Source organism: Afipia sp. GW822-FHT03D08 (assembly GCF_058801645.1).
In genome coordinates this window covers 619,592-640,958 of sequence record NZ_JBXANK010000001.1, presented here as the reverse complement: position 1 = coordinate 640,958, position 21,367 = coordinate 619,592, and the positions used below count along the sequence as shown (strand labels likewise).

General features: G+C 61.2%; 15 protein-coding genes. 9 read left to right on the top strand and 6 right to left on the bottom strand.

The window, feature by feature from the left end; translation table 11 throughout:
* Nucleotide 1: 1 nt before the first annotated feature.
* The 4 genes from AC1RM7_RS03045 to AC1RM7_RS03030 all read left to right on the top strand — a co-directional run bounded on the left by AC1RM7_RS03045 (nucleotide 2) and on the right by AC1RM7_RS03030 (nucleotide 6,430).
* On the top strand, nucleotides 2–1,756 hold the full coding sequence (locus AC1RM7_RS03045; RefSeq protein ID WP_024919287.1) for a NirA family protein: 1,755 nt from the start codon (nucleotides 2–4) through the stop codon (nucleotides 1,754–1,756).
* Entirely contained in the window at nucleotides 1,756–3,369 is a 1,614-nt protein-coding gene (locus tag AC1RM7_RS03040) for a sulfite reductase subunit alpha (RefSeq protein WP_024919286.1), read from the top strand. Before AC1RM7_RS03045 ends, AC1RM7_RS03040 begins: the two co-directional genes overlap by 1 nt.
* A 183-nt stretch (nucleotides 3,370–3,552) precedes the next feature.
* Nucleotides 3,553–3,693 (top strand): hypothetical protein, encoded by a 141-nt coding sequence (locus AC1RM7_RS03035; RefSeq protein ID WP_006020593.1) that lies wholly within the window; start codon nucleotides 3,553–3,555, stop codon nucleotides 3,691–3,693.
* Between the two features lie 31 nt (nucleotides 3,694–3,724).
* Entirely contained in the window at nucleotides 3,725–6,430 is a 2,706-nt protein-coding gene (locus AC1RM7_RS03030) for a nitrate reductase (RefSeq protein WP_024919285.1), read from the top strand.
* On the opposite strand, the gene AC1RM7_RS03025 is transcribed toward AC1RM7_RS03030, so the two are convergent.
* From AC1RM7_RS03025 to pxpB, 3 genes are read right to left on the bottom strand one after another with little or no spacing between them, the layout of a single operon-like run.
* The gene (locus AC1RM7_RS03025; protein WP_024919284.1) at nucleotides 6,414–7,181 is read right to left on the bottom strand and encodes a LamB/YcsF family protein; all 768 of its coding nucleotides are present in this window, start codon (nucleotides 7,179–7,181) and stop codon (nucleotides 6,414–6,416) included. The two genes, AC1RM7_RS03030 and AC1RM7_RS03025, sit on opposite strands and share 17 nt — an antisense overlap.
* A 19-nt stretch (nucleotides 7,182–7,200) precedes the next feature.
* Nucleotides 7,201–8,214, bottom strand: coding sequence for a 5-oxoprolinase subunit C family protein (locus AC1RM7_RS03020; protein WP_024919283.1), 1,014 nt, complete (start codon nucleotides 8,212–8,214; stop codon nucleotides 7,201–7,203).
* A complete protein-coding gene (gene pxpB, locus AC1RM7_RS03015) occupies nucleotides 8,211–8,933 on the bottom strand; it encodes a 5-oxoprolinase subunit PxpB (protein WP_024919282.1) in 723 nt (240 codons plus the stop codon). Before pxpB ends, AC1RM7_RS03020 begins: the two co-directional genes overlap by 4 nt.
* Nucleotides 8,934–9,111: 178 nt before the next feature.
* Between pxpB and AC1RM7_RS03010 the strand changes: the two genes are divergently transcribed.
* A complete protein-coding gene (locus tag AC1RM7_RS03010; protein WP_492838470.1) occupies nucleotides 9,112–9,816 on the top strand; it encodes a ribonuclease activity regulator RraA in 705 nt (234 codons plus the stop codon).
* A 70-nt stretch (nucleotides 9,817–9,886) separates the two neighbouring features.
* Here the strand turns inward: AC1RM7_RS03010 and AC1RM7_RS03005 are convergent, their stop codons facing one another.
* Both AC1RM7_RS03005 and AC1RM7_RS03000 read right to left on the bottom strand, forming a co-directional pair.
* On the bottom strand, nucleotides 9,887–10,102 hold the full coding sequence (locus AC1RM7_RS03005) for a hypothetical protein (protein ID WP_024578158.1): 216 nt from the start codon (nucleotides 10,100–10,102) through the stop codon (nucleotides 9,887–9,889).
* A 126-nt stretch (nucleotides 10,103–10,228) separates the two neighbouring features.
* A complete protein-coding gene (locus AC1RM7_RS03000) occupies nucleotides 10,229–10,558 on the bottom strand; it encodes a hypothetical protein (RefSeq protein ID WP_492943873.1) in 330 nt (109 codons plus the stop codon).
* A gap of 104 nt (nucleotides 10,559–10,662) precedes the next feature.
* Between AC1RM7_RS03000 and AC1RM7_RS02995 the strand changes: the two genes are divergently transcribed.
* Nucleotides 10,663–10,860: a hypothetical protein gene (locus AC1RM7_RS02995; RefSeq protein ID WP_006020587.1), complete on the top strand. Its 198-nt coding sequence runs from the start codon at nucleotides 10,663–10,665 to the stop codon at nucleotides 10,858–10,860.
* Between the two features lie 64 nt (nucleotides 10,861–10,924).
* Here AC1RM7_RS02995 and AC1RM7_RS02990 read toward each other — a convergent pair whose 3' ends face one another.
* Nucleotides 10,925–11,782, bottom strand: coding sequence for a transglutaminase-like cysteine peptidase (locus tag AC1RM7_RS02990; protein ID WP_492838468.1), 858 nt, complete (start codon nucleotides 11,780–11,782; stop codon nucleotides 10,925–10,927).
* Between the two features lie 670 nt (nucleotides 11,783–12,452).
* On the opposite strand from AC1RM7_RS02990, the gene AC1RM7_RS02985 reads away from it, so the two are divergent.
* The 3 genes from AC1RM7_RS02985 (at nucleotide 12,453) to AC1RM7_RS02975 (ending at nucleotide 21,356) form a co-directional block, all read left to right on the top strand.
* A complete protein-coding gene (locus AC1RM7_RS02985) occupies nucleotides 12,453–18,056 on the top strand; it encodes a VCBS domain-containing protein (RefSeq protein ID WP_492838466.1) in 5,604 nt (1,867 codons plus the stop codon).
* Between the two features lie 142 nt (nucleotides 18,057–18,198).
* Entirely contained in the window at nucleotides 18,199–19,962 is a 1,764-nt protein-coding gene (locus AC1RM7_RS02980; RefSeq protein WP_024919278.1) for a type I secretion system permease/ATPase, read from the top strand.
* A complete protein-coding gene (locus AC1RM7_RS02975) occupies nucleotides 19,959–21,356 on the top strand; it encodes an HlyD family type I secretion periplasmic adaptor subunit (RefSeq protein ID WP_024919277.1) in 1,398 nt (465 codons plus the stop codon). The genes AC1RM7_RS02980 and AC1RM7_RS02975 overlap by 4 nt, the downstream gene beginning before the upstream one ends.
* The last annotated feature ends 11 nt before the right edge of the window (nucleotides 21,357–21,367 follow it).

Genomic DNA, 21,367 nt, shown 5'->3' with positions numbered 1-21,367 from the left:
CATGTCCAGCGATTTTTCTCCGGACCAGAAGCGATATCTCGAAGGATTCGTGTCGGGGCTTTCGGCCTCGCGTGTCGCACGCACCAACGCGCCGGCGAAGTCGGAGCCCATTGGACCTGATGCCATTCACCTGAAAGCGCAGGATCGAACGGTTGCTGCGGGCGGCAAGCTCAACGATCAGGAGAAGTTCAAGCGCGACGAGCATCCGTTCGATGCCTATCCGCGGCTGGTCAAGCAGGCGGAGAACAACGAAGCGCCGAAGCCGCCGGACAATTTCCGCTGGCGCTATTACGGCATTTTTTACGTGGCACCGACGCAGACGTCCTATATGTGCCGCCTGCGGATTCCGAACGGCATCCTCAAGCACTGGCAGTTCGCAGGCGTCGCTGACCTCGCGGAGAATTTCGGCGGTCCCTACGCCCACGTGACGACGCGTGCCAATCTTCAGCTTCGCGAGATCGAGCCGAAGAACGCCATCAACGTCATCGAGGGCCTTCAGGATCTCGGACTGTGTTCGCGCGGGTCCGGCGCGGACAACATCCGCAACGTCACCGGCACATCGACCGCGGGCATCGATCCGCAGGAAATTCTGGATACGCGGCGATATGCCCGCGAGTGGCACTTCCATATTCTCAACGACCGCTCGCTCTACGGGCTGCCGAGGAAGTTCAATGTCGCGTTCGATGGGGCAGGGCGCATCGCCACACTCGAGGAAACCAACGACATCGCCTTTCAGGCTGTCGATGTCCTTGAGGGGCACGGCGTCGAGCCGGGAATTTACTTTCGGCTGGCGCTGGGCGGCATCACCGGCCACAAGGACTTCGCGCGCGATACCGGCGTCATTCTCAAGCCTCAGGAAGCGACCGAAGTCGCCGACAGGATTATCCGTGTCTTCATCGAGAATGGCGACCGGACCAACCGCAACAAGGCGCGGCTCAAGTATGTGCTCGACTCCTGGGGCTTCGACAAGTTTCTCGCCGCCGTCGAGGAGAAGCTTGGCCGCAAGCTGGTGCGCGTGCCGGCTGAAGCCATTGCGCCACGTCCGGTCTATGACCGTTTTGCCCATATCGGCGTGCATCCGCAGAAGCAGGCCGGCCTGAACTGGATCGGCGTCGCGCTCAAGCTGGGCCGGTTGTCGCTTGAGCAGATCCGTGGACTTGCGAAGCTCGCGGCAGATTTCGGCGATGGAGATATCCGTCTCACGGTCTGGCAAAACCTGCTGATCTCCGGCGTGGCCGATGCCAACGTCGCGACCGTCACCGCCGCCATCGAGGCGCTGGGACTTTCAACGACAACTTCAGCGCTCCGCGCCGGCCTGATCGCATGCACAGGCGCAACCGGCTGCCGCTTCGCCGCGGCTCACACCAAGGAGAATGCCGATGAGATCGCTGCCTGGTGCGAGGAGCGTGTGCCGCTTGAGACACCGGTGAACATTCATCTCACCGGATGCCATCATTCCTGCGCCCAGCATTACATCGGCGACATCGGCCTCATCGGCGCGCGCGTTCCGATCAACGAGGATGGCGACACCGTCGATGGCTACCATCTGCTGGTCGGCGGCGGTTTCGGCACCGAAGCGACCATGGGGCGCGAACTGTTCCAGAACGTGAAGGCTGAGGATGCGCCGCGCATCGTCGAGCGCGTCCTGAAGGCCTATGTCAATCATCGCTCATCGGAGGATGAGACCTTCATCGCTTTCGCCAAGCGAACCGAGATCGATGCCCTCAAGCGCATGACCGAAATGGAGTCTGTGTGATGAACCAGAGAACTCCGCCCGGACAGATTGAGATCATCCCGGAAACCGCGCCGTTCTCGCAGGAGCAGCGCTCGTGGCTCAACGGCTTCTTCGCCGGCCTCGTCTCGCTCGACAATGCCGTGACGCCGTTGTCGCCAGAGCAGGGCGCTGCGGTGATGAAAGGCGCTGCCGGCGACGGGGATGACGGCGAAGCGCCGTGGCATGACCAGACCATGCCGATCGCGGAACGCATGAAACTGGCCGAAGGCCGCCCGATCCGCCGCAAGATGATGGCGGCGATGGCGCAGCAGGACTGCGGCCAGTGCGGCTACAACTGCCACGACTATTCCGAGGCGATTGCCAACAAGTCTGAGGCGCGGCTCAATCTCTGCGTTCCGGGCGGCAAGGAAACCGCACGGATGCTGAAGGCTCTTTATGAGGACCTTGAAAGAGCACCTGCTGCTGTCTCATCACCCGCCATCGCGCCGACCGCGCCTGTTGCTGCGGCTCCGGCAACAGAGCCCGGCCGCTCGCGCGACAATCCCGCGAAAGCCTTGTTCCTCTCGCGCCGTCAGGTCACCAAGCCCGGCTCGGAGAAGGAGACCTGGCATATCGAGTTCAATCTGGAGCAGGCTGGTCTCGATTACGTCGTCGGCGATTCATTCGGGGTGTTTGCCGCCAACGATCTCGGCCTTGTCGATCAGATCATCGCCATGCTCGGCGCGTCGCACACGACCGCAGTCAACGGAAAGACGCTGCGTGAAGTGCTGCTCAACGATGTTTCTCTGTCGCCCGCGCCGGACACGCTGTTTGAACTGATCTCGTTCGTCACTGGCGGCGCGCAGCGCGAGAAAGCACGGGCCTTGGCGTCCGGCGACGATCCGGATGGCGATGCCGCCAACCTAGACGTGCTGGCGGCGCTGCAGAAGTTCTCCGGCGTGCGCCCGCATCCGGAAGCTTTCATCGAGGCGCTTGAACCATTGCAGCCGCGCCTGTATTCGATTTCATCTTCGCACAACGCCACGCCGGGCAAGCTGTCGCTCACCGTCGATGCGGTGCGCTACGTGATCGGCAAGCGCAAGCGGCTCGGTCTTGCGTCGACTTTTCTCGCGGAACGGATCAAACCCGGCGAACAGCTCTCCGTCTATGTGCAGAAGGCGCACGGCTTTGGGCTGCCGCAGGATCCGAACACGCCGATCATCATGATCGGCCCGGGCACCGGCATCGCGCCGTTCCGAGCGTTTCTGCACGACCGCCAGGCCACCAAGGCGCCGGGCCGCAACTGGCTGTTCTTCGGTCATCAGCGCAGCGCGTATGACTTCTTCTATTCAGACGAACTGAACGCGATGAAGGCATCCGGTCTGCTGACGCGTTTGTCGCTGGCATGGTCACGCGACGGCACGGAGAAGTTCTACGTGCAGGACCGCATGCGCGAAGTCGGCCGCGAGTTGTGGAACTGGCTCGCCGACGGCGCGCACGTCTATGTCTGCGGCGATGCCAAGCGGATGGCGAAGGATGTCGAGCGTGCGCTCGTGGATATTACCGCCCAGTTCGGCGCGCGGTCGACGGATGAGGCGATCGCGTTCGTAGCCGATCTGAAGAAGAAGGGCCGCTACCAGCAGGACGTCTATTGATGCGGGAAGGGCGCAAATCGCCGGTTTCGCTGGAGGCTGTTCGTTCTCCGCAGGTGTCCCGGGGAGGATATTTCTCTCCCCCGGTGCGGACGGGAGCAACTTTATCGTCTTTTTCCGGGGCGCCTTGTAAGTCACTGACGAAGCACTTCAATATCCCATCACGTGATCGATTGGAGATCGGCGATGAGCGATATTGTGTCAGAAGCCCATGCCCGGGTGACTTCCGCCCAAGCGGAAGATCGCATTCACACGCTCGCCGTTTACGGCGCCTTCGCGCTGATCGCCGCCATCGTGTTCGGCACGCTCTCCTACCATCCGTTCTGATCTCTGATCCGTTCGTCGTGCGGGGGACCGCATGACGAACGTCGATCCATCCGTCGCTCCCACAAAGACCACCTGCCCCTATTGCGGCGTCGGCTGCGGCGTCATCGCGACGCCGGACGGCAAGGGCGGCGCGACCATCGCGGGCGATCCCGAGCATCCGGCCAATTTCGGGCGACTGTGCTCGAAGGGGTCGGCGCTCGGCGAGACGCTGGGTCTGGACGAACGATTGTTGCATCCCATGATCCGCTGCTCGAACGGCAAGTTCGAACAGGTCGCGTGGACCGATGCGCTCGATCACGTTGCCAACCGGCTTCAACACATTATTGCAAAGTATGGACCCAATTCAGTCGGCTTCTATCTTTCGGGGCAATTGCTCACCGAGGACTACTATGTCGCCAACAAGCTGATGAAGGGCTTCATCGGCACGGCGAATGTCGACACCAACTCGCGGCTCTGCATGTCGTCGTCGGTCGCGGGGCATCGCCGCGCTTTCGGCTCCGACACGGTGCCGGGCTGCTATGAGGATCTCGATCAGGCCGACCTGCTGGTGCTGGTCGGATCGAACGCGGCATGGTGTCATCCGGTCCTGTTCCAGCGGATGATAGCCAACAAGCAGAAGCGCGGCGCACGCATCGTCGTGATCGATCCGCGACAGACCGAGACATCGGGCGACGCCGATCTATTTCTCGGCCTTAAACCCGGAACCGATACGGCGCTGTTCAGCGGGCTGTTGACCTACCTCGCAGACAGCGGTGCGCTCGATCACTCCTATATCGATGAACATACCAGCGGCTTCGCCGAAGGTTTGGCGAAAGCGCGCAGCATTGCGGGCAGCGTTGCCGCGACGGCGCTCGCCACAGGTCTTGCGGAAACGGATGTTGCGACGTTCTTCCAGATGTTCGCGAAAACGCCGCGCGTGGTGACGCTCTATTCGCAGGGCGTCAACCAGTCTGCGCAGGGCACCGACAAGGTCAACGCGATCATCAACTGTCATCTCGCGACCGGTCGCATCGGCAAGCCGGGGGCTTCGCCGTTCTCTCTCACCGGTCAGCCGAATGCGATGGGCGGACGCGAGGTCGGCGGCCTGGCCAACCAGCTTGCGGCGCATATGAGCTTCACACCGCCGGACATCGACCGCGTTCGCCGGTTCTGGAAGGCGCCGCACATCGCCACCCATGAGGGCCTCAAGGCCGTTCAGATGTTCCAGGCGATCGGCCGCGGCGAGATCAAGGCCCTGTGGGTGATGGGCACCAATCCCGCCGTGTCTCTGCCGAACGCGGATGCCGTGCGCGCCGCAATGCGCAAGCTTGATCTGCTGGTGATCTCGGAAAATGTGCAGTCGAATGACAGCATCAATTCAGGCGCGCACGTGCTGCTGCCTGCGCACGCGTGGGGCGAGAAGTCCGGTACCGTGACCAATTCCGAGCGGCGCATCTCCCGGCAGCGTGCATTCCTGACGCCACCCGGTCAGGCGAAGCCGGATTGGTGGATTATGAGCGAAGTCGCCGAGCGCCTCGGCTACGGCGCGGCATTCGCCTATCATTCTGCCGCCGACATCTTCCGCGAGCATGCCGAACTGTCTGCGTTCGAGAACGGCGGCAGCCGGGATTTTGATATCGGCGCGATGGCGTCTGTCGCCGACGACGAATTCGATTCAATGCCGCCGTTCATGTGGCCGATGCCGAGCGGCGAACGCGAAGCGGCGCAGCGTTTCTTCGCCGAGGGCCGCTACTATACATCTGACCGCAAGGGCCATTTCGTTGCGCCTGACGTTCCGATGCTGCGCGGCGCAATTTCGGAGGCACGTCCGCTGCGGCTCAATACCGGGCGCATCCGCGATCAGTGGCACACCATGACACGCACCGGTCTCAGCCCGCGCCTCGGCCAGCATCTGCCTGAACCTTATGTGGAGATTCATCCGGCCGACGCCGCCCAAGCGGACGTTGTCGATGGCGGTTATGCGCGGCTTGCGACCGATCTCGGCCAGTGCATTCTCAAAGTTGTCGTCAGCGAGCGCCAGCAGCGCGGCATGCTGTTCGCGCCGATTCACTGGAGCCAGGAAAACTCGGCATCGGGGCGGGTAGGAGCGCTGGTCGCGCCATTCACCGATCCGTTCTCCGGGCAGCCGGAAAACAAGGCCACGCCTGTTGCCATTGAGGCGGTTACGTTCGCGCAGCGTGGTTTCGTTCTCTCGCGCAGGCCGATGTCGTTTCCGAAAGATGTGGGGTGGTCGCGCGTCGCTGTTACGGGCGGCTATGGCTATCTCATCGCCAGCAATCTGGACGTTGCGGCCTGGAGAACCTTCCTGTCGCCGCAAGGAGAAGCAGGACACATCGCAGAGTACGAAGACGCCGCCCACGGCGTGTATCGCGCAGCGCAGTTCTCCGGCGACAGGCTCGAAGCCTGCGTGTTCATCGGGCCGGCGAAGGACACACCCAGCTGGGACGCGGTGAAGACGGCGTTCGCAGCAGAGACGATCAGCGACGAGCAGCGCCGGCTGTTGCTGTCGGGGAAGTCCGCCGATGGCGTAGCGAACGACGGCCCCGTGGTCTGCGCGTGCTTCGGCGTCGGACGCAACGCGATCTGCGGCACGATTGCGGAAGGGTCGCGAACCGCTGCCGAGATCGGCGCGAAGCTCAAGGCCGGCACCAACTGCGGCTCCTGCATTCCGGAGTTGAAGCGGCTGATCGCGCAGACCGGCGTCGCGCAACCGATGGAAGCTAGCGCCGCGAGCTGAACGGCGCGACGGCTATCCCGCTGCTCTCAAGCCCCGCCCGCACCTTGCGCGCGATCTCGACCGCGCCGGGCGTGTCGCCGTGAATACAGACAGTGTCGATCTTCACCGGGATGACCTTCCCGGAAGCGGCAGTGATAGCGTTGTCCTGAACCATACGGACCACACGCTGCGCGATCTGGTCGCCGTCATGAAGCACCGACCCGGGTTTGCTGCGTGCCACCAGTTGCGCATCATCCTCGTAGGCTCGGTCGGCGAACACCTCATGGATCAGTTTCAACCCGGCGGCTTCACCGGCACGCACCAGCGCCGTGTTCGGCAGCACCACGAAATACAGATTGGGATCGACGGCTTTGATCGCGGCAGCGATGGCGCGAGCGGTCATGTCGTCGGCACATGCAACATTTGAAAGCGCGCCGTGCGCCTTGACGTGGGTCACCTTGTGACCGGCCAAAGACGCGACCGCCTGCAACGCTCCGATCTGGTAGGCGACCATGGTCTCGATCTCGGATGATTTCAGTCCGGGGACCGGCCGCCGTCCGAACCCGTGCAGATCGCGATAGCCGGGATGCGCACCGATGCTGACACCGCGCTCTTTCGCGAGCCTCGCGGTCTTCAGCATGATGTCGGAATCGCCCGCATGAAAGCCGCACGCGACGTTGACGCTGCTGGCGAGTCCGAGCATCGCGTCGTCGTTGCCCATGTCCCACGCACCGAAACCTTCGCCGAGATCACTGTTGAGATCGATGGTCATGGATGCGCCTCGTGAAGATTCAGGGGTCGTCGATGGCGTTTACCGCGACGCCCGCGACATTGGCCTTTTGCAATTCGACGAGATTGAGGCTCGAGCCGCCCGCGATGTGAATGCGGCCCGGCAGCGCCTGAATGAATTGGGCCAGCTTGCGCGCCTCGTTCTGGGCTTCTTCGACGGTGACTGCCTTGAAGCGGACTATCGCACCTGATTGCATCTGCGCGAACCGTCCCAGATCGGCGCTGATGACGGTCGCAATCTTCGGATAGCCGCCGGTCGTGCCATGATCCGCCATCAGCACGATAGGCTGGCCGTTGCCCGGCACCTGAATGCTGCCGTGGACCGCGCCGTCAGAAACAATGTTATGGCCGCCGGGGTGAACAACCTTCGGGCCTTCCAGCCGATAGCCCATCCGGTCGCTGGTCGCCGAGATGCGCCACTCGCTGGTAAGGAATACATCGCAGGCCGCGCCGAACTCGTCGTCCTGCGGTCCCATGACGACGCGGATCGGGGACTGCGGCTGATCGAAGGTGTCCAGCGCGCGCTCATGCGAAGTGACTTGTGCGGTTTCCACGTCGAGTACATCGCCGGCTTGCAGCGGCCGGGGGAAGGGACTGCCGAGATCGGCGCGCGCGTTGACCGACAGGCTTCCGAACACGGCTTCTCCCGCGATGCCGCCTTCGATGGCGAGATAACTGAACACGCCGCTGCGGGCCGCACCGAGCCTCAGCGTTTCGCCGTCCGCAATCAACGCCGTTTCATTCATCAGCAGCGGCGAGCCTGCAACATCCGCAACACGTGCGGCGCCCGACAGGGCAACGCGCACGGCCCCGTTGCGGGCCGTAAACGCGGTCGCGAATGGCCCGATTTCAATCGCGGCGGCGAGCGGAGAATTGCCCGCAAGGGTGTTAGCCATCGCCAGCGACGTGCGATCCATCGCACCACTGGTGGTGAGACCATAGCGTTGCGCGCCGAACCGGCCGGCATCCTGAATTGATGTCGCGGGCCCGCTTGTGACGACAACAAGCTTGCTCATGACGCGATCAACTCTGCGACAGCTTCGCCGCGTTCAGCGGCGCGATCAAGCGAAGCAAACTCGCTGGCCGCAATGGCATGGAAGGTGACGGCATCGCCGGGTTCCATCAGAAACACGGGATCGCGATGCGGATGGAAGGTGCGGACTGGCGTTCGCCCGAGCAGATGCCAGCCGCTCGGCGCGGCAAGACACTGCACGCACGCCTGCACACCACCTATCGAAATGGTGCCGGCCGGTGTTTCGGTTCGCGGGTTCTCGCGCCGCGGCGTGGCGATGGCGGGATCGAGGCCGCTCAGATAAGCGAAGCCGGGTGTGAAGCCAATCATCGCGACGCGATACTCGCTGCCGGTGTGCTTTGCGATGACATCAGCCGTCGAGATACTGTGCGCGCGCGCCACGTCGTCGAGGTCGATGCCGTATTCGCCGCCATAGACCACCGGCACGCGCCAGCGCCGGATGTTGGTTTGTGCTGGAACAGGCCGCTCCGCGAGCGCCAGCAGCTTTTGCGACAATGTCGCGAAGTCGATCAGCAAGGGATCGTAGTGAACCAGCAGCGAGCGATAGGTCGGAACGGTTTCCAGTATTCCCGCAATGGCTGCGCTCGCGACTTCGCGATCGAGCGCCAGGACCTGCCGGTTGACCGCCGGATCAATGCTGCGGCCGAATTCGACCGCCAGGGCAGTGTCTCCGGACGGGAGGATGCGGGGCGGGGTGGTCATCGGCAGGCCGGAGATCTCAGGATGGACCCTCCCTTTGTCCGACACTCCCGCTAAAATGGCAAATAAGTTGGTGTTATCGCAACGCATAAGCGGACATTACCGGTCACGCGATTGCCGCCTTGACGCGATCCCGCGCTTTCGCAAAAAGGCTGGCACACCACACCCGGAGTTTTCCCTTATGTCGCTCTCGCCCGAAGCCATCGCAACGTTCAAAAAGATCACGACCGCCACCATCACGACCATCCTTCTCAAGAAGGGGCTTCGCAACGTCTGGCTGCGCGGGTCACGCCCGTTGCGTCCGGGGCAGGAGCGTCTTGTCGGTCCGGCGTTCACCCTGCGCTTCGTTCCCGCACGGGAAGATCTTGCGACGCCGGAATCGTGGTCGAAGCCGATTTCGACGCGTACTGCTATCGAGGCGATGCCGGCAGGCTGTATTGCCGTGGTCGATGCGATGGGCATCACCGACGCAGGTATCTTCGGCGACATTCTGTGCGCGCGCATGGCAAAGCGCGGCGTCACCGCGCTGGTGACGGATGGCGTGGTGCGTGATCTCGAGGGCGTGCTCGGCACCGGACTTCCGGTGTGGTGCAACGGCGCGGCTGCCCCTCCGTCAGTCGCCGGGCTGACGTTCGTCAATTGGGGCGAGCCGATTGGCTGCGGCGGCGTTGCCGTGTTTCCCGATGACGTGATCGTAGCCGATCAGGACGGCGCGGTGCTGATCCCGCAGGCATTCCTTGAACTGATCCTGACTGAAGGTCCGGAGCAGGAGGCAATGGAGGGCTGGATCGTCAACGAGGTCAACAACGGCGCGGAACTGCCCGGCCTCTATCCGATGAATGCCGAGACCAAGGCACGTTACGCCGCATCCAAGACGAAGAAGTAAGCACCAACTCTGTCAGGCATGATCTGATCCGGAGACCGGTTTGCGCTTTATGCAAATGCGGCTCTTCGGATCAGGATCGTGCTTCTCTGGGCCGCCGCCAGCCGACCACCATTGCTTCAACGAGACTTCCGGATTCGCTGTTGCGCCATTCACCGTTGACCCGGCGGCATGCAAAGGGAAGCTGATAGGTCCCGCTCTTGTCCTCGCATAAAACCTGAACCGCCTCATCGGGGGACGGTTCGCCATTGCCGTCAAATTCTGCAAGTCTTTGGAGACGTGTTGCCATCGGCAAAAATCCTTCCGCGATAAAAATGTTCCGGCTGCAACGCGTGTTCAGCGGTTCCATCCGGACGCGACGGATAACAATCAAATTAAGACGCTCGCGCGTGTCCATTTTAAGACATTCGCAAATTCACATTTCACGTTTGAATCGGTTGCTTGCAATGATCGTTCGTCGACGCGGGTTCTCGCTCACCCGATTGTGAGAGGATGCGTCGGCAACAAGAACAATCATAGGGGGAAAGCATGCAGGACCTCGCCGGCAAGACGGCATTTGTGACGGGCGAAGGTGATGCTCGCCGACATCGAGAAAGACGCATGAGCGGCCGGTATCAAAAGCCTTCATAACGTCGGCCCGGATGTGCGCGGCATCGATTGCGACGTCACCGACGCTGCCAGCGGCGAGCGTGCTGAGGAGCGGTTTGCTGCCATCGGGGCGGTCATGGACAAGGCGACGGCCCATGGATGTGGGGTGATTTTCGCACGAAGCACCCGGGTTTCAGCAATCGGGACAAGCATTGATTCACTCCTTCGCGCCGAACATCGGCAGTGGAAAGGAGTGGACCCATGCGTCAGCTTATTCTCGCAATCACGGGCGCGGGCGGGATCTTCCTGCTCGCCGGCGCCACCCGGAACCACGGCTGGTCCCTGGCCGATGAAGTATGCCGCCAGGGAACGGTGCTGTGCGACAACCCCGGCTGGGTGCTCGTTACGATCGCGGCTTTGTTATTCGTCGCGACCATTCAAACCATCGCCAAGATCTGAGCGGTGGATACAGATCAGTTCGTCGGACCGTGAACCAATCCGGCCGAACCTTGTCAGATGTCGGTTACATCGCGAGGGTCTGACAGAACTCGTCGAACGCAGAACTGTCCATGCCCAACGTGGCCGCCGATGTTCCGGCGCCGGCGACGGCCTCACGCGGAGTGATCTCGGCAGGGCGGGCCTGTGTGATCTGCGCGGTGTTCGCGAACATCGGCTGTTCAAAGCGTTTCGCGCCTTCCGCATCGATCGCGAAGAGGGGGCGGTACTTGTCGAACCCGTTGTCCTCGAGCATCAGGAAGGTGCGGTTATCGAGCACCCGCCAATGACCCTCGAACCGGGCTGCGACCACGGCGTGGTCATCTCCGGTCGCGGTTTCGCGAATGATCAGGAGGCGAAGATCGGCTGGCGCAACGCCGGCGGCGCGCAGCGCAACGAGCTTGGCAATCGCATAATCTTCACAGTCGCCGGCGCCTGCCGCCAGCGTGGCCAGAGGTGACGACCAGTAATCTTCGACACCGTATTGCGCACGGTCGCTGACCGGCCGTATGGCAAGATTGAAAGCGCGGTTGATTTCGCCGAATCGGGCAAGGCCCTCGCGGGCGGAGGCCGTCTTCACGATTTCCAGGAAACGCTGGGCTGGTTGGGACGTGCAATGTCCGGGATCGCTGGCGCAGGCGGCGATGATCTCGGATTCGGCCGTAATGGCGCGCTCGACGGTCTGCCATTTGGCGCGAAGAGGGCCGTCGGCCAGCATCGAGGTCGCAAGCCCGAACGGCTCGGAAGCCGGACTTTGCGGGACCTCGGTTGCCCCGATGGCTGGATCGCCCGGCGAGTGAGCTGCCCCATGAGCCGCTCCGGCCAAGGCATTGATAGTGAATATAAATGACACTGCGCCTGCGCGCAGAACGCTGAAAGCCGACATCTGACGCCCCTTGTCCGGACATCGGCTCGCAACGTATGCAGGCTCGTGACCAGATCATCTGGCCACAAGGATTAGGCGCGTCCCCTTTTTGACCGCTTAAAGCGGGGGCTAATCAGCCATTTGGATTCAAATATGCGGAACTGGCGCTGACCGCATTGTCTAAAATTGTAGATAGGGCTAACGCGCAGGCGCTGATGTATAAAATGTTAAAATTTAAGTATTCGGTGAAACCAGGTGATGGATCATCAAGTCTAGTTGGATGAATAGACTGTACAGATTGGTTATTGATCGATTTCGAATGCGCCCTTTCGGCGGCTTTTAGGCTCAATTCGCTTCCGTTAATCGGTCGATCATTTTGCGGAGCAGCACGGATTATCGATTTTTTCCCATAGTCTTAGGAAGCAGTAGCGGAATAACCAAGTCATCACCGTCCAATTGTACTTAACGAGGGCATGTAAAACCACGCTGTGTGGTTCAATTCACTATGGGCCCACGGTCTTTGATGCTATGAATTGCGAATTCTGAATTTCTTAATAATAACTTTTGACGGGCGGGCAGGGGTTTGAATTTTTCCGGACCATTTGATGCCGGGCTGATGCACGACTCCCCAGTTTCACTGGGTGGGGAGCGTTTCTCTTTCGATTCAAAGCCGAGTTTCGTCCAACATCATGTGTCGGACAACCAAGTCGTCGTACCTGACGCGCATCTGCTGTTTTCCGGCGACTACATGCGGATCGGCAGCGACCTGATCATTTCGGGTAATGGCCAGAAATTTGTGATCGGCAATTACTTCAAGGGCGAAGCAAGGCCAGTCCTTACCACCAAGGACGGGGCAACCCTTTCCGGTCACATCGTGGATGCGCTGACCGGTCACGTCCACTACGCGCAGGCTACCGCGCCGGCACAGGCCGGAGAAGTGATCGGACACGTCCTGAAGATGTCCGGAAGCGCCTCCGTGATCCGGAACGGAGTGTCGGTTGAGCTGAATATCGGCGATCCCGTGCAAAAGGGCGACGTGGTCCAGACCGGATCGAACTCGTCGGTCGGCATGACGTTCATCGACGGCAGCGCGTTCGGCATGAGCGCGAATGCGCGCATGGTGCTCAACGAAATGATCTTCGATCCGAACGGATCGTCGAATTCATCACTGATCAGCCTGGTTCAGGGCACCATTACATTCGTTGCAGGACAGACCGCCAAGAACGGCAACATGCGCGTCGAGACGCCGGTTGCCACGATGGGTATTCGCGGCACTGCCGTACTGGTGGAAATCGGCGCGAACGACGGACCAACCAAGTTCTCGGTGCTGGTCGAGCCGGACGGGCATACCGGCTCATACAATCTCTACGACAAGACAACCGGCCAGTTGATCGGAACGGTATCGCAGGCCGGGCAGGTGACCTACGTGTCGGTCAGCGGCGTTGGCCAGCCTCCGACAGCGATCGAACAGCTCAAGACGCTTGCGGATCAGGAATCCGCGAAGACACTGATTCAGGAAGTCTTCAAGCTTTACTTCCCGAACTACAATCCGGACAACGCCAATCCGAAGTCGCAGAAAAACGGATTTGGCTCTCCCGGCGACAACTTAAATCCCTTCGCATTCTACAAGCCGCTACAGGACCTCGGGCCGCCCAAGGTCATTACAATCCCGGGTGTCGGCTACGATCCCGTTACCGGGCAGCCAAATCCTCCGAGGACTTTCTACAATACCAAGGCGCAGTTTTCGGCACTCCCTGTCTTCGCGGATCAGGCGTTCTCCCCGACGATCAAAATTTTCAGCTTCAAGGACGTCGTCAAGATCGACGATCCGGATATCGGCAATGCGCCGTTCTACGATATCGGCATTCCGTTCGTCGCCGGCAGCGCGATCATTACGAGCGCGGTCAGCACGATTCCATATCTCACCGAAGGCTTTCTGAAGCCGCTGATTCACATCAATCAGACGACGGGCGCGGTCTCCTTTGACCGCGAGCAGTTCAATTTCCTGGACGACGGCCAGACCGTTACCTTCAAGATCCAAGTGACCGCGACATCGGGGCCGGATACCGGTGTTGTCGAAATCCCGATCACGATTACGGGCGCCAACGACGCGCCGACGATCGTGGTGGGTGCAGCGACGATCGTTACCGGTGCAGTGAAGGAAGATGTGGCCGTTACTACATCAGGCCACATCGAGACGAACGGAACGATCACGTTCAAGGACGTCGATCTGACCGATGCACACACGGCGACCGTCGAATTGACATCGACGTCCTCAACTCTGCCAGGTTTTGTCAGCGGCGCCGGAAATGCCCCGACAACGACCAAGATCGGAACATTCACCATTGATCCGGTGTCGGAGAGCACCACCGACACCAACAATCAGGGCTCGGTTGGCTGGCACTTCTCGCTGGACGACAACGATCCCACGCTGCAATCGCTGGCCGAAGGTCAGACGATCACGCAGATCTATACGATCACGATCAAGGACGACAACGGCGTCCCGGTGACACAAACCGTCACCATCACGATCACCGGCACCAACGATGCGCCGGTGCTGACGGCCGATGCCGCGATTCATCAGGCCGACGAAGTTCCGGACACAACGGGCGCGCCGAATTCGGTTGTCGATATTGCGACCGGAACGCTGGCGTTCGCCGATGTGGATCTCTCCGACACCCATACGGCAAGCGCGGCGCTTCATCCGGGCGCCTCATCGGTGGTGTGGTCGGGCGGCGACTACAACGACATTCCGCAGGCAACCCGCGATGCCCTCAATGGAGCGGTGACAGCCTCGGTATCGGAGAGCAACACCGATACCAACAATCAGGGTTCGGTCGGCTGGGAATTCAAGCTGCCGGACCATCTGTTCGATTTTCTGGCGAAGGGGCAGACCCTGACGCTGATCTACGATGTCACGGTTACGGACAACAACGGCCTGTCGTCAACAAAGCAGATCACCGTTCAGATCGGCGCGGCGAACGACCAGCCCGTTATTTCCGTCATCGACAACGGCGCAGCGGTCAAGGAAGACGTCGACCCTGTCGGTGGTATTCTGAAAGACCACGGCTCGGTCACGTTCACCGACGCCGATCTGACGGATACGCATACAGCGCACGTCACCTACAACAACGATGCGGCGGGGAGTGCCGGGGTATCTCCTGCATTGGCCCTGGCGCTCGCAACCGCACTGACGGTTCCTTCGTCGGCCTTGGCTGCAGGCGATCACGACTTCAACTGGGATTTCGCGCTGGATACCAATCTGATCCAGTACCTCGCGGAAGGCGAGACCATAACGGCGACCTATACGATCACCGTCAAAGACAATAGCAACAACAGCAACGATACATCTGTTGCGAAGACCGTCACGGTTACGATCACCGGCACTAACGATCTTCCAACGATATCCATCACCAATCCTGCAACCGACACCGAGGGCAACACCGGCACACCAGACGTCGCCGTGGTCACGGTCGCAGATCACGTCTCGGTCTCGGACGTCGACGCGAGTGACGTGAAGACGCCGTACGCAGGCGGGCTGACCTTCGATGCCGTCAACTCCAGCGGTCCTGCACCGGCTGGCGGGTCTCTGAGCGACCTGTTCACGATTGATCCCGTCACCGGGAAGATCAGCTACGACAGGGCCGCGTTCGATTATCTCGCTGGCGGCGAGCATGTCACAGCGGTGTTCACCTTCAATGTGTCGTCCGGGCCGGACACAATTCAGAAGTCGATTACGGTCACAATCGACGGCGCAAATGACGCGCCGGTGATAGCCGTGACCGATCCGGCACACGACACCGAGGGCAACACGGGCACTCCGGACCTCGCCGTGGTCACGGTTGCGGATCATGTTTCGGTCTCGGACGTCGACGCGAGTGACGTGAAGACGCCGTACGCGGGGGCATTGTCGTTCGACGCCGCCAATTCAAACGGTCCAGCGCCTGCCGGTGGCTCGCTGGCAGACCTGTTCACTGTCAATCCCGTCACCGGCGAGATCAGCTACGACAAAGCCGCGTTCGACTATCTCGCAGGCGGCGAGCATGTCACAGCGGTGTTCACCTTCAATGTGTCTTCCGGGCCGGACACGATTCAGAAGGCGATCACGCTAACCATCGATGGCGCAAATGACGCGCCGGTGATAGCCGTGACCGATCCGGCACACGACACCGAGGGCAACACCGGCACATCGGATCTCGCCGTGGTCACGGTTGCGGATCATGTTTCGGTCTCGGACGTCGATGCGAGTGACGTGAAGGCACCGTACGCAGGCGCGCTGACCTTCGATGCTGTCAACTCCAGCGGTCCTGCACCGGCTGGCGGGTCTCTGAGCGACCTGTTCACGATTGATCCTGTCACCGGCAAGATCAGCTACGACAAAGCCGCGTTCGACTATCTCGCCGGCGGCGAGCATGTCACAGCGGTGTTCACCTTCAATGTGTCGTCCGGCCCGGATACGGTTCAGAAATCCATTACGGTGACGATTGATGGCGCCAACGACGCGCCGGTGATAGCGGTGACCGATCCGGCCGCCGACACCGAGGGCAACACCGGCACTCCAGACGTCGCCGTGGTCACGGTCGCGGACCACGTTTCGATTACGGATGTCGATGCAAGCGACGTGCATATTCGCTATGTGGCCGATACGCTGGCCTTCGACGCCGCCAATTCAAACGGTCCAGCGCCTGCCGGTGGCTCGCTGGCAGACCTGTTCACAGTCGATCCTGTCACCGGGAAGATCAGCTACGACAGGGCTGCGTTCGATTATCTCGCGGCTGGCGAGCATGTCACCGCAACATTCACATTCGATGCTTCATCGGGGCCGGATACGGTTCAGAAATCCATTACCGTCACGATCGACGGCGAAAACGATGCTCCCACTGTTGCCGCACCGCTGACCATCACCACGCAGGAAGGCAATGCGCCGGTCGTGCGGGACCTTCTTGCCGGTGCGTCCGACGTAGATAATAGCGATGCTCTTTCCGTCACCAACATCCGCTATTCTATCGATGGCGGACTGGAAACGGCCACAACTCCGCACGGCATTATTTTCCCTGACGCACACACGATCAACATCGACGCTGCGGCAATCCAGCATATCCCGGCCGGTGTGATCGAGACCATCGAGGTGCGCTACGATATCATGGACGGTCACGGCGGAACTGTTGCGCAGACCGAGACGATCACCATCACCGGTGTCAACGACCGGCCTGTCCTCGCTGCCGGCACCAATTTCTCGACGATCACCGAAGATCAGACGACGAACTCCGGCCAGCTGGTCAGTTCGTTCGCCACGGGCATTTCAGATCCCGACGACGGCGCGCTGAAGGGCGTCGCGATCACAGGCTATTCGAACCAGAACGGCCACTGGGAGTATTCGATCGACGGTGGATCGAGCTGGACGCAATTCGGGACATACTCCTCCGGCTCCGGTCTGCTTCTTGCGAGCGATGACAAGGTTCGTTTCGTTCCGAACGGAGAGAACGGCGGCACTGACACGCTGACCTATGTGGCTTGGGACCAGAGCTCCGGCTCGCATGGCCAGGCCGTTAACACCATGGTTCCGGGGCATACGGCTCCGTTCTCGGAAGACAGCCAGACCGCGTCGCTCACCGTAACGAGCATTAATGACGCCCCGGTCTTGAACGGGGACAACGTGTCGACCCTCGAACTGGGCGGCGGAGTCACAAAGGTGACGGGTATCGCCTTGTCCGATGTCGATGCAGGTGCTGATACGTTTACCGTGACAGCGACCGCCGATCACGGGACGGTCGCGACCGCAACCGGAAGCCAGCCGCTCGCAGGGGCGGGTGTCAGCGGGTCGTTCGCGGCCATCAGCAACATTTTCAACGACGGCGCTGTGTACACACCAGATAACGCCTCGCCGACGGACAAAGTGACGTTAACAGTTACAGACGGCCAGGGGGGAAGCGACACCCTCAACTTCGTTTTCAAACAGTACGCCCCCGGCGGCGTTACCCTGACGGGTACGACCGGAAAAGACATTATCTTTTCGAGCACCGGCGACGACACGATGACGGGCCTGGCCGGTAAGGACAACTTCGTGTTCGCACAGGTTTCCGGCCACGATACGATCATGGATTTCACGTCCGGAACCGACAAGATCGATTTCAGGGCTCTTTCAGGCATGGATGCGAATGCGCTGACGACCCTGCTGGCCAACGCCGATCACACCGGCGGCGATACGCTGCTTCACATCAACGGCACGACGGATACGTTGCTCTTGAAGGGCGTGGCAGCCCTGAATGCCAGCGATTTCATTCTCCATGCGTGATTTGAGAATGAGCCGGAAACATTAACTTCGATCATGTTTCCGGCTGCAATACATGCCCGTGTCGTGGCATGATAGGCCGGTCGCAGCGCCACATTTCATGAATTCCAGTTTGGCTCCTGACAGCAGCCACGGCCAGGTATAGATGCAGCCCGCGAAGACATCACATCAGGGGCATTCGCCCCGTTCCGAACTGGGGACGGCGCTTCGCGCCTGCCGCAGCGCGTTTGTCGGTGTCGGCGTCATGAGCTTGGTCATCAACATTTTGTATCTCACCGGCTCGTTCTTCATGCTGGAGATTTACGACCGCGTACTGCCGAGCCGCAGCATCCCGACGCTGGTCGGACTGATCGTGCTGGCAGGAGGTCTCTACCTCGTTCAGGGTATCCTCGATCTGATCCGCGGTCGCATTCTGATCCGCATCGGATCGGCGCTGGACGAGATGCTGAGCCGCCGGGTCTACGACATCGTGGTGCGGATGCCGCTCGTTATCGGCAACCGCAGCGAGGGACTTCAGCCGCTGCGCGATCTCGACAACGTCCGCTCCTTCCTGTCCGGAATGGGCCCGGGCGCGCTGTTCGATCTGCCATGGTTGCCGCTTTATCTCGCCATCTGCTTTGCCTTTCATCCGTTGATCGGCATCACCGCTCTGGCCGGCGCCATCATTCTGATCGCGCTGACCATCCTGACCGAATACCTGACCCACGAGCCCATGAAGCGCTCGACGGGGCTGGCGATGCGGCGACAGGATATTGCCCTCGCCAGCCGCCGGAATGCCGAGGTGCTCACCGCGATGGGCATGGCCGGACGCGTCGGCAAGCGATGGGATGAATCCAACCGCGACTATCTTGCGAGCAACCAGCGGGCGAGCGACGTCGCCGGCGGTCTTGGTGCCATCGCCAAGGTGATGCGCATGATGCTGCAATCGGCGGTGCTGGGCGTCGGAGCGTATCTCGTCATCAACCAGCAGGCGACGGCGGGCATCATCATTGCGGGGTCGATCCTGAGCGCCCGTGCACTGGCGCCTGTCGATCTTGCCATCGCGCATTGGAAGGGGTTCGTGGCGGCACGCCAAAGCTGGCACCGGCTCAACCGTCTGCTCGGCATGTTGCCCGAACAGGCAGCGCCGACCCTGCTGGAGGCGCCGACATCCAGGCTCGCGGTTGAAACGCTCACCATCAGCCCGCCCGGCGAGCAGAAGGTCGTCGCACAGGACGTTACCTTCGCGATCGAGGCCGGACAGGGCGTGGGAATTATCGGTCCCAGCGGGTCTGGTAAATCATCGCTGGTCCGCGCGCTGGTCGGCGTCTGGCAGCCCCTGCGCGGCAAGGTGCGGCTCGACGGTGCCGCGCTCGACCAATGGTCGCCCGAGATCCTTGGCCGCCATATCGGCTATCTGCCGCAGGACGTCGAACTTTTCGCCGGAACGATAGCCCAGAATATTTCCCGCTTCGAAGACAAGGCCTCGTCCGACGATATCATCGCGGCGGCGCGGGAAGCACGCGTCCACGATCTCATCATCAGCATGAAGGACGGCTACGATACCCAGATCGGCGATCAGGGCAACGTGCTGTCGGCCGGGCAGGCGCAACGGATCGCGCTGGCTCGCGCGCTTTATGGCAATCCGTTTCTCGTGGTGCTGGACGAGCCGAATTCCAACCTCGACAGCGAAGGCGATGTGGCGCTGAACAAGGCCATCCTCGGAGTCCGCGCGCGTGGCGGCGTCGTGGTTGTGGTCGCCCATCGTCCGATCGGAATTGAGAGCGTCGATCTTGTTCTGGTCATGAAGGACGGGCGGGTTCAGGCATTCGGGCCAAAAGACACCGTTCTCGGCCAGGTGCTGCAACGCCCGGCGACGCCACCACCCGCCATCAAGATCGTCTCCGACAAGGGAGGAGCTCAATCATGAAAGGGCCGACCCTTGCTGGAACCGAAAGCAAAGTCCGTGGCGTTCTGAACGCGCTGTTCTCGCCGCTGGACCGGCTCTCGATCTTCAAGAGCCTCGATAAACCCGGATCGCGCGGCTCGATCCGGTTTCATCTGATCGTCGGACTCGTTGTCGTCACGCTGCTGACCTGCGGTATCGGCGGTTGGGCCTCCACCGCGCAAATCTCCGGCGCGCTGATCGCGCCGGGGTCGATCGTGGTCGATTCCAACGTCAAGAAAGTTCAACACCCGACCGGCGGTGTCGTCGGCGAGGTGAGGGCGCGCGATGGTGACCGCGTCAAGGCCGGCGATGTCTTGGTGCGCCTCGACGACACTGTGACCAAGGCAAGCCTTGCGATTGTCACCAAGGGCCTCGACGGATTGCTGGCGCGCCGGGCGCGGTTGCTGGCGGAGCAGGATGGCGCAGAGCGCATTACATTTCCACCGGAACTGATGGAGTCGTTCGCCAATCCCGATGTCCGGGCGTTGATCGGAAACGAGATCAAGCTGTTTCAGGTCCGCTCATCAGGCCGCATTGGTCAGAAGGCCCAGCTCAAGGAGCGCATCGCACAGCTCAAGGAGGAAATCGGCGGGCTGGAAGCGCAGGAAAACGCCAAGTCTCGCGAGATCGAACTCATTCAGAAAGAGCTGGTGGGCGTCCGCGATCTGTTCGCCAAGAACCTTGTGCAGATTTCACGGTTGACGGTGCTTGAGCGTGACGCGGCGCGGCTTGATGGCGACCGTGCGCAGTTTATCGCCCAGAAAGCGCAGGCGAAGGGCAAGATCACTGAAATCGAATTGCAGATCATCCAGATCGACAAGGACCTTTCCAGCGAAGTCTCCAAGGAGATGCGCGAGATCAACGACAAGATCGGCGAGTTTGTCGAGCGCAAGGTCACCGCCGAAGACCAGCTCCGCCGCATCGACATTCGCGCGCCGCAGGACGGTATGGTGCTTCAGTCGACAGTCCACACCGTAGGCGGCGTCATCACCGCCGGCGACACCATCATGCTGATCGTCCCTGAGTCCGATAACCTGTCGGTCGAGGCCAAGGTGAACCCGCAGGACATCGATCAACTGAGGATCGGGCAAAAGACGCTGCTGCGGCTCTCGGCCTTCAACCAGCGCACCACACCGGAGTTGAACGGGACGGTCAGCCGGATCTCTCCCGACACCACCACGGACCAGCGCACCGGCCAGAGCTATTACACCATTCGCGTATCGATGCCGCCGGAAGAAGTGGCGAAGCTCGGGGATGTCAAATTGATCCCGGGCATGCCGGTCGAGGCCTTTGTGCAGACCGGCGAACGCACCATGATATCCTATCTCGCGAAGCCGCTGAGCGACCAGCTCATGCGCGCATTCCGCGAGAAGTGACGGTACCGGTT

Bases quoted from the DNA above. Each gene is read 5' to 3' on its own strand.
- AC1RM7_RS02975 (WP_024919277.1), top strand. From the start codon at position 19,959: ATGAAAGGGCCGACCCTTGCTGGAACCGAAAGCAAAGTCCGTGGCGTT.
- AC1RM7_RS03045 (WP_024919287.1), top strand. From the start codon at position 2: ATGTCCAGCGATTTTTCTCCGGACCAGAAGCGATATCTCGAAGGATTC.
- AC1RM7_RS03020 (WP_024919283.1), bottom strand. From the start codon at position 8,214: ATGAGCAAGCTTGTTGTCGTCACAAGCGGGCCCGCGACATCAATTCAG.
- pxpB (WP_024919282.1), bottom strand. From the start codon at position 8,933: ATGACCACCCCGCCCCGCATCCTCCCGTCCGGAGACACTGCCCTGGCG.
- AC1RM7_RS02990 (WP_492838468.1), bottom strand. From the start codon at position 11,782: ATGTCGGCTTTCAGCGTTCTGCGCGCAGGCGCAGTGTCATTTATATTC.
- AC1RM7_RS03040 (WP_024919286.1), top strand. From the start codon at position 1,756: ATGAACCAGAGAACTCCGCCCGGACAGATTGAGATCATCCCGGAAACC.
- AC1RM7_RS03010 (WP_492838470.1), top strand. From the start codon at position 9,112: ATGTCGCTCTCGCCCGAAGCCATCGCAACGTTCAAAAAGATCACGACC.
- AC1RM7_RS03035 (WP_006020593.1), top strand. From the start codon at position 3,553: ATGAGCGATATTGTGTCAGAAGCCCATGCCCGGGTGACTTCCGCCCAA.
- AC1RM7_RS03000 (WP_492943873.1), bottom strand. From the start codon at position 10,558: ATGGGCCGTCGCCTTGTCCATGACCGCCCCGATGGCAGCAAACCGCTC.
- AC1RM7_RS02995 (WP_006020587.1), top strand. From the start codon at position 10,663: ATGCGTCAGCTTATTCTCGCAATCACGGGCGCGGGCGGGATCTTCCTG.
- AC1RM7_RS03025 (WP_024919284.1), bottom strand. From the start codon at position 7,181: ATGACCATCGATCTCAACAGTGATCTCGGCGAAGGTTTCGGTGCGTGG.
- AC1RM7_RS03030 (WP_024919285.1), top strand. From the start codon at position 3,725: ATGACGAACGTCGATCCATCCGTCGCTCCCACAAAGACCACCTGCCCC.
- AC1RM7_RS02980 (WP_024919278.1), top strand. From the start codon at position 18,199: ATGCAGCCCGCGAAGACATCACATCAGGGGCATTCGCCCCGTTCCGAA.
- AC1RM7_RS03005 (WP_024578158.1), bottom strand. From the start codon at position 10,102: ATGGCAACACGTCTCCAAAGACTTGCAGAATTTGACGGCAATGGCGAA.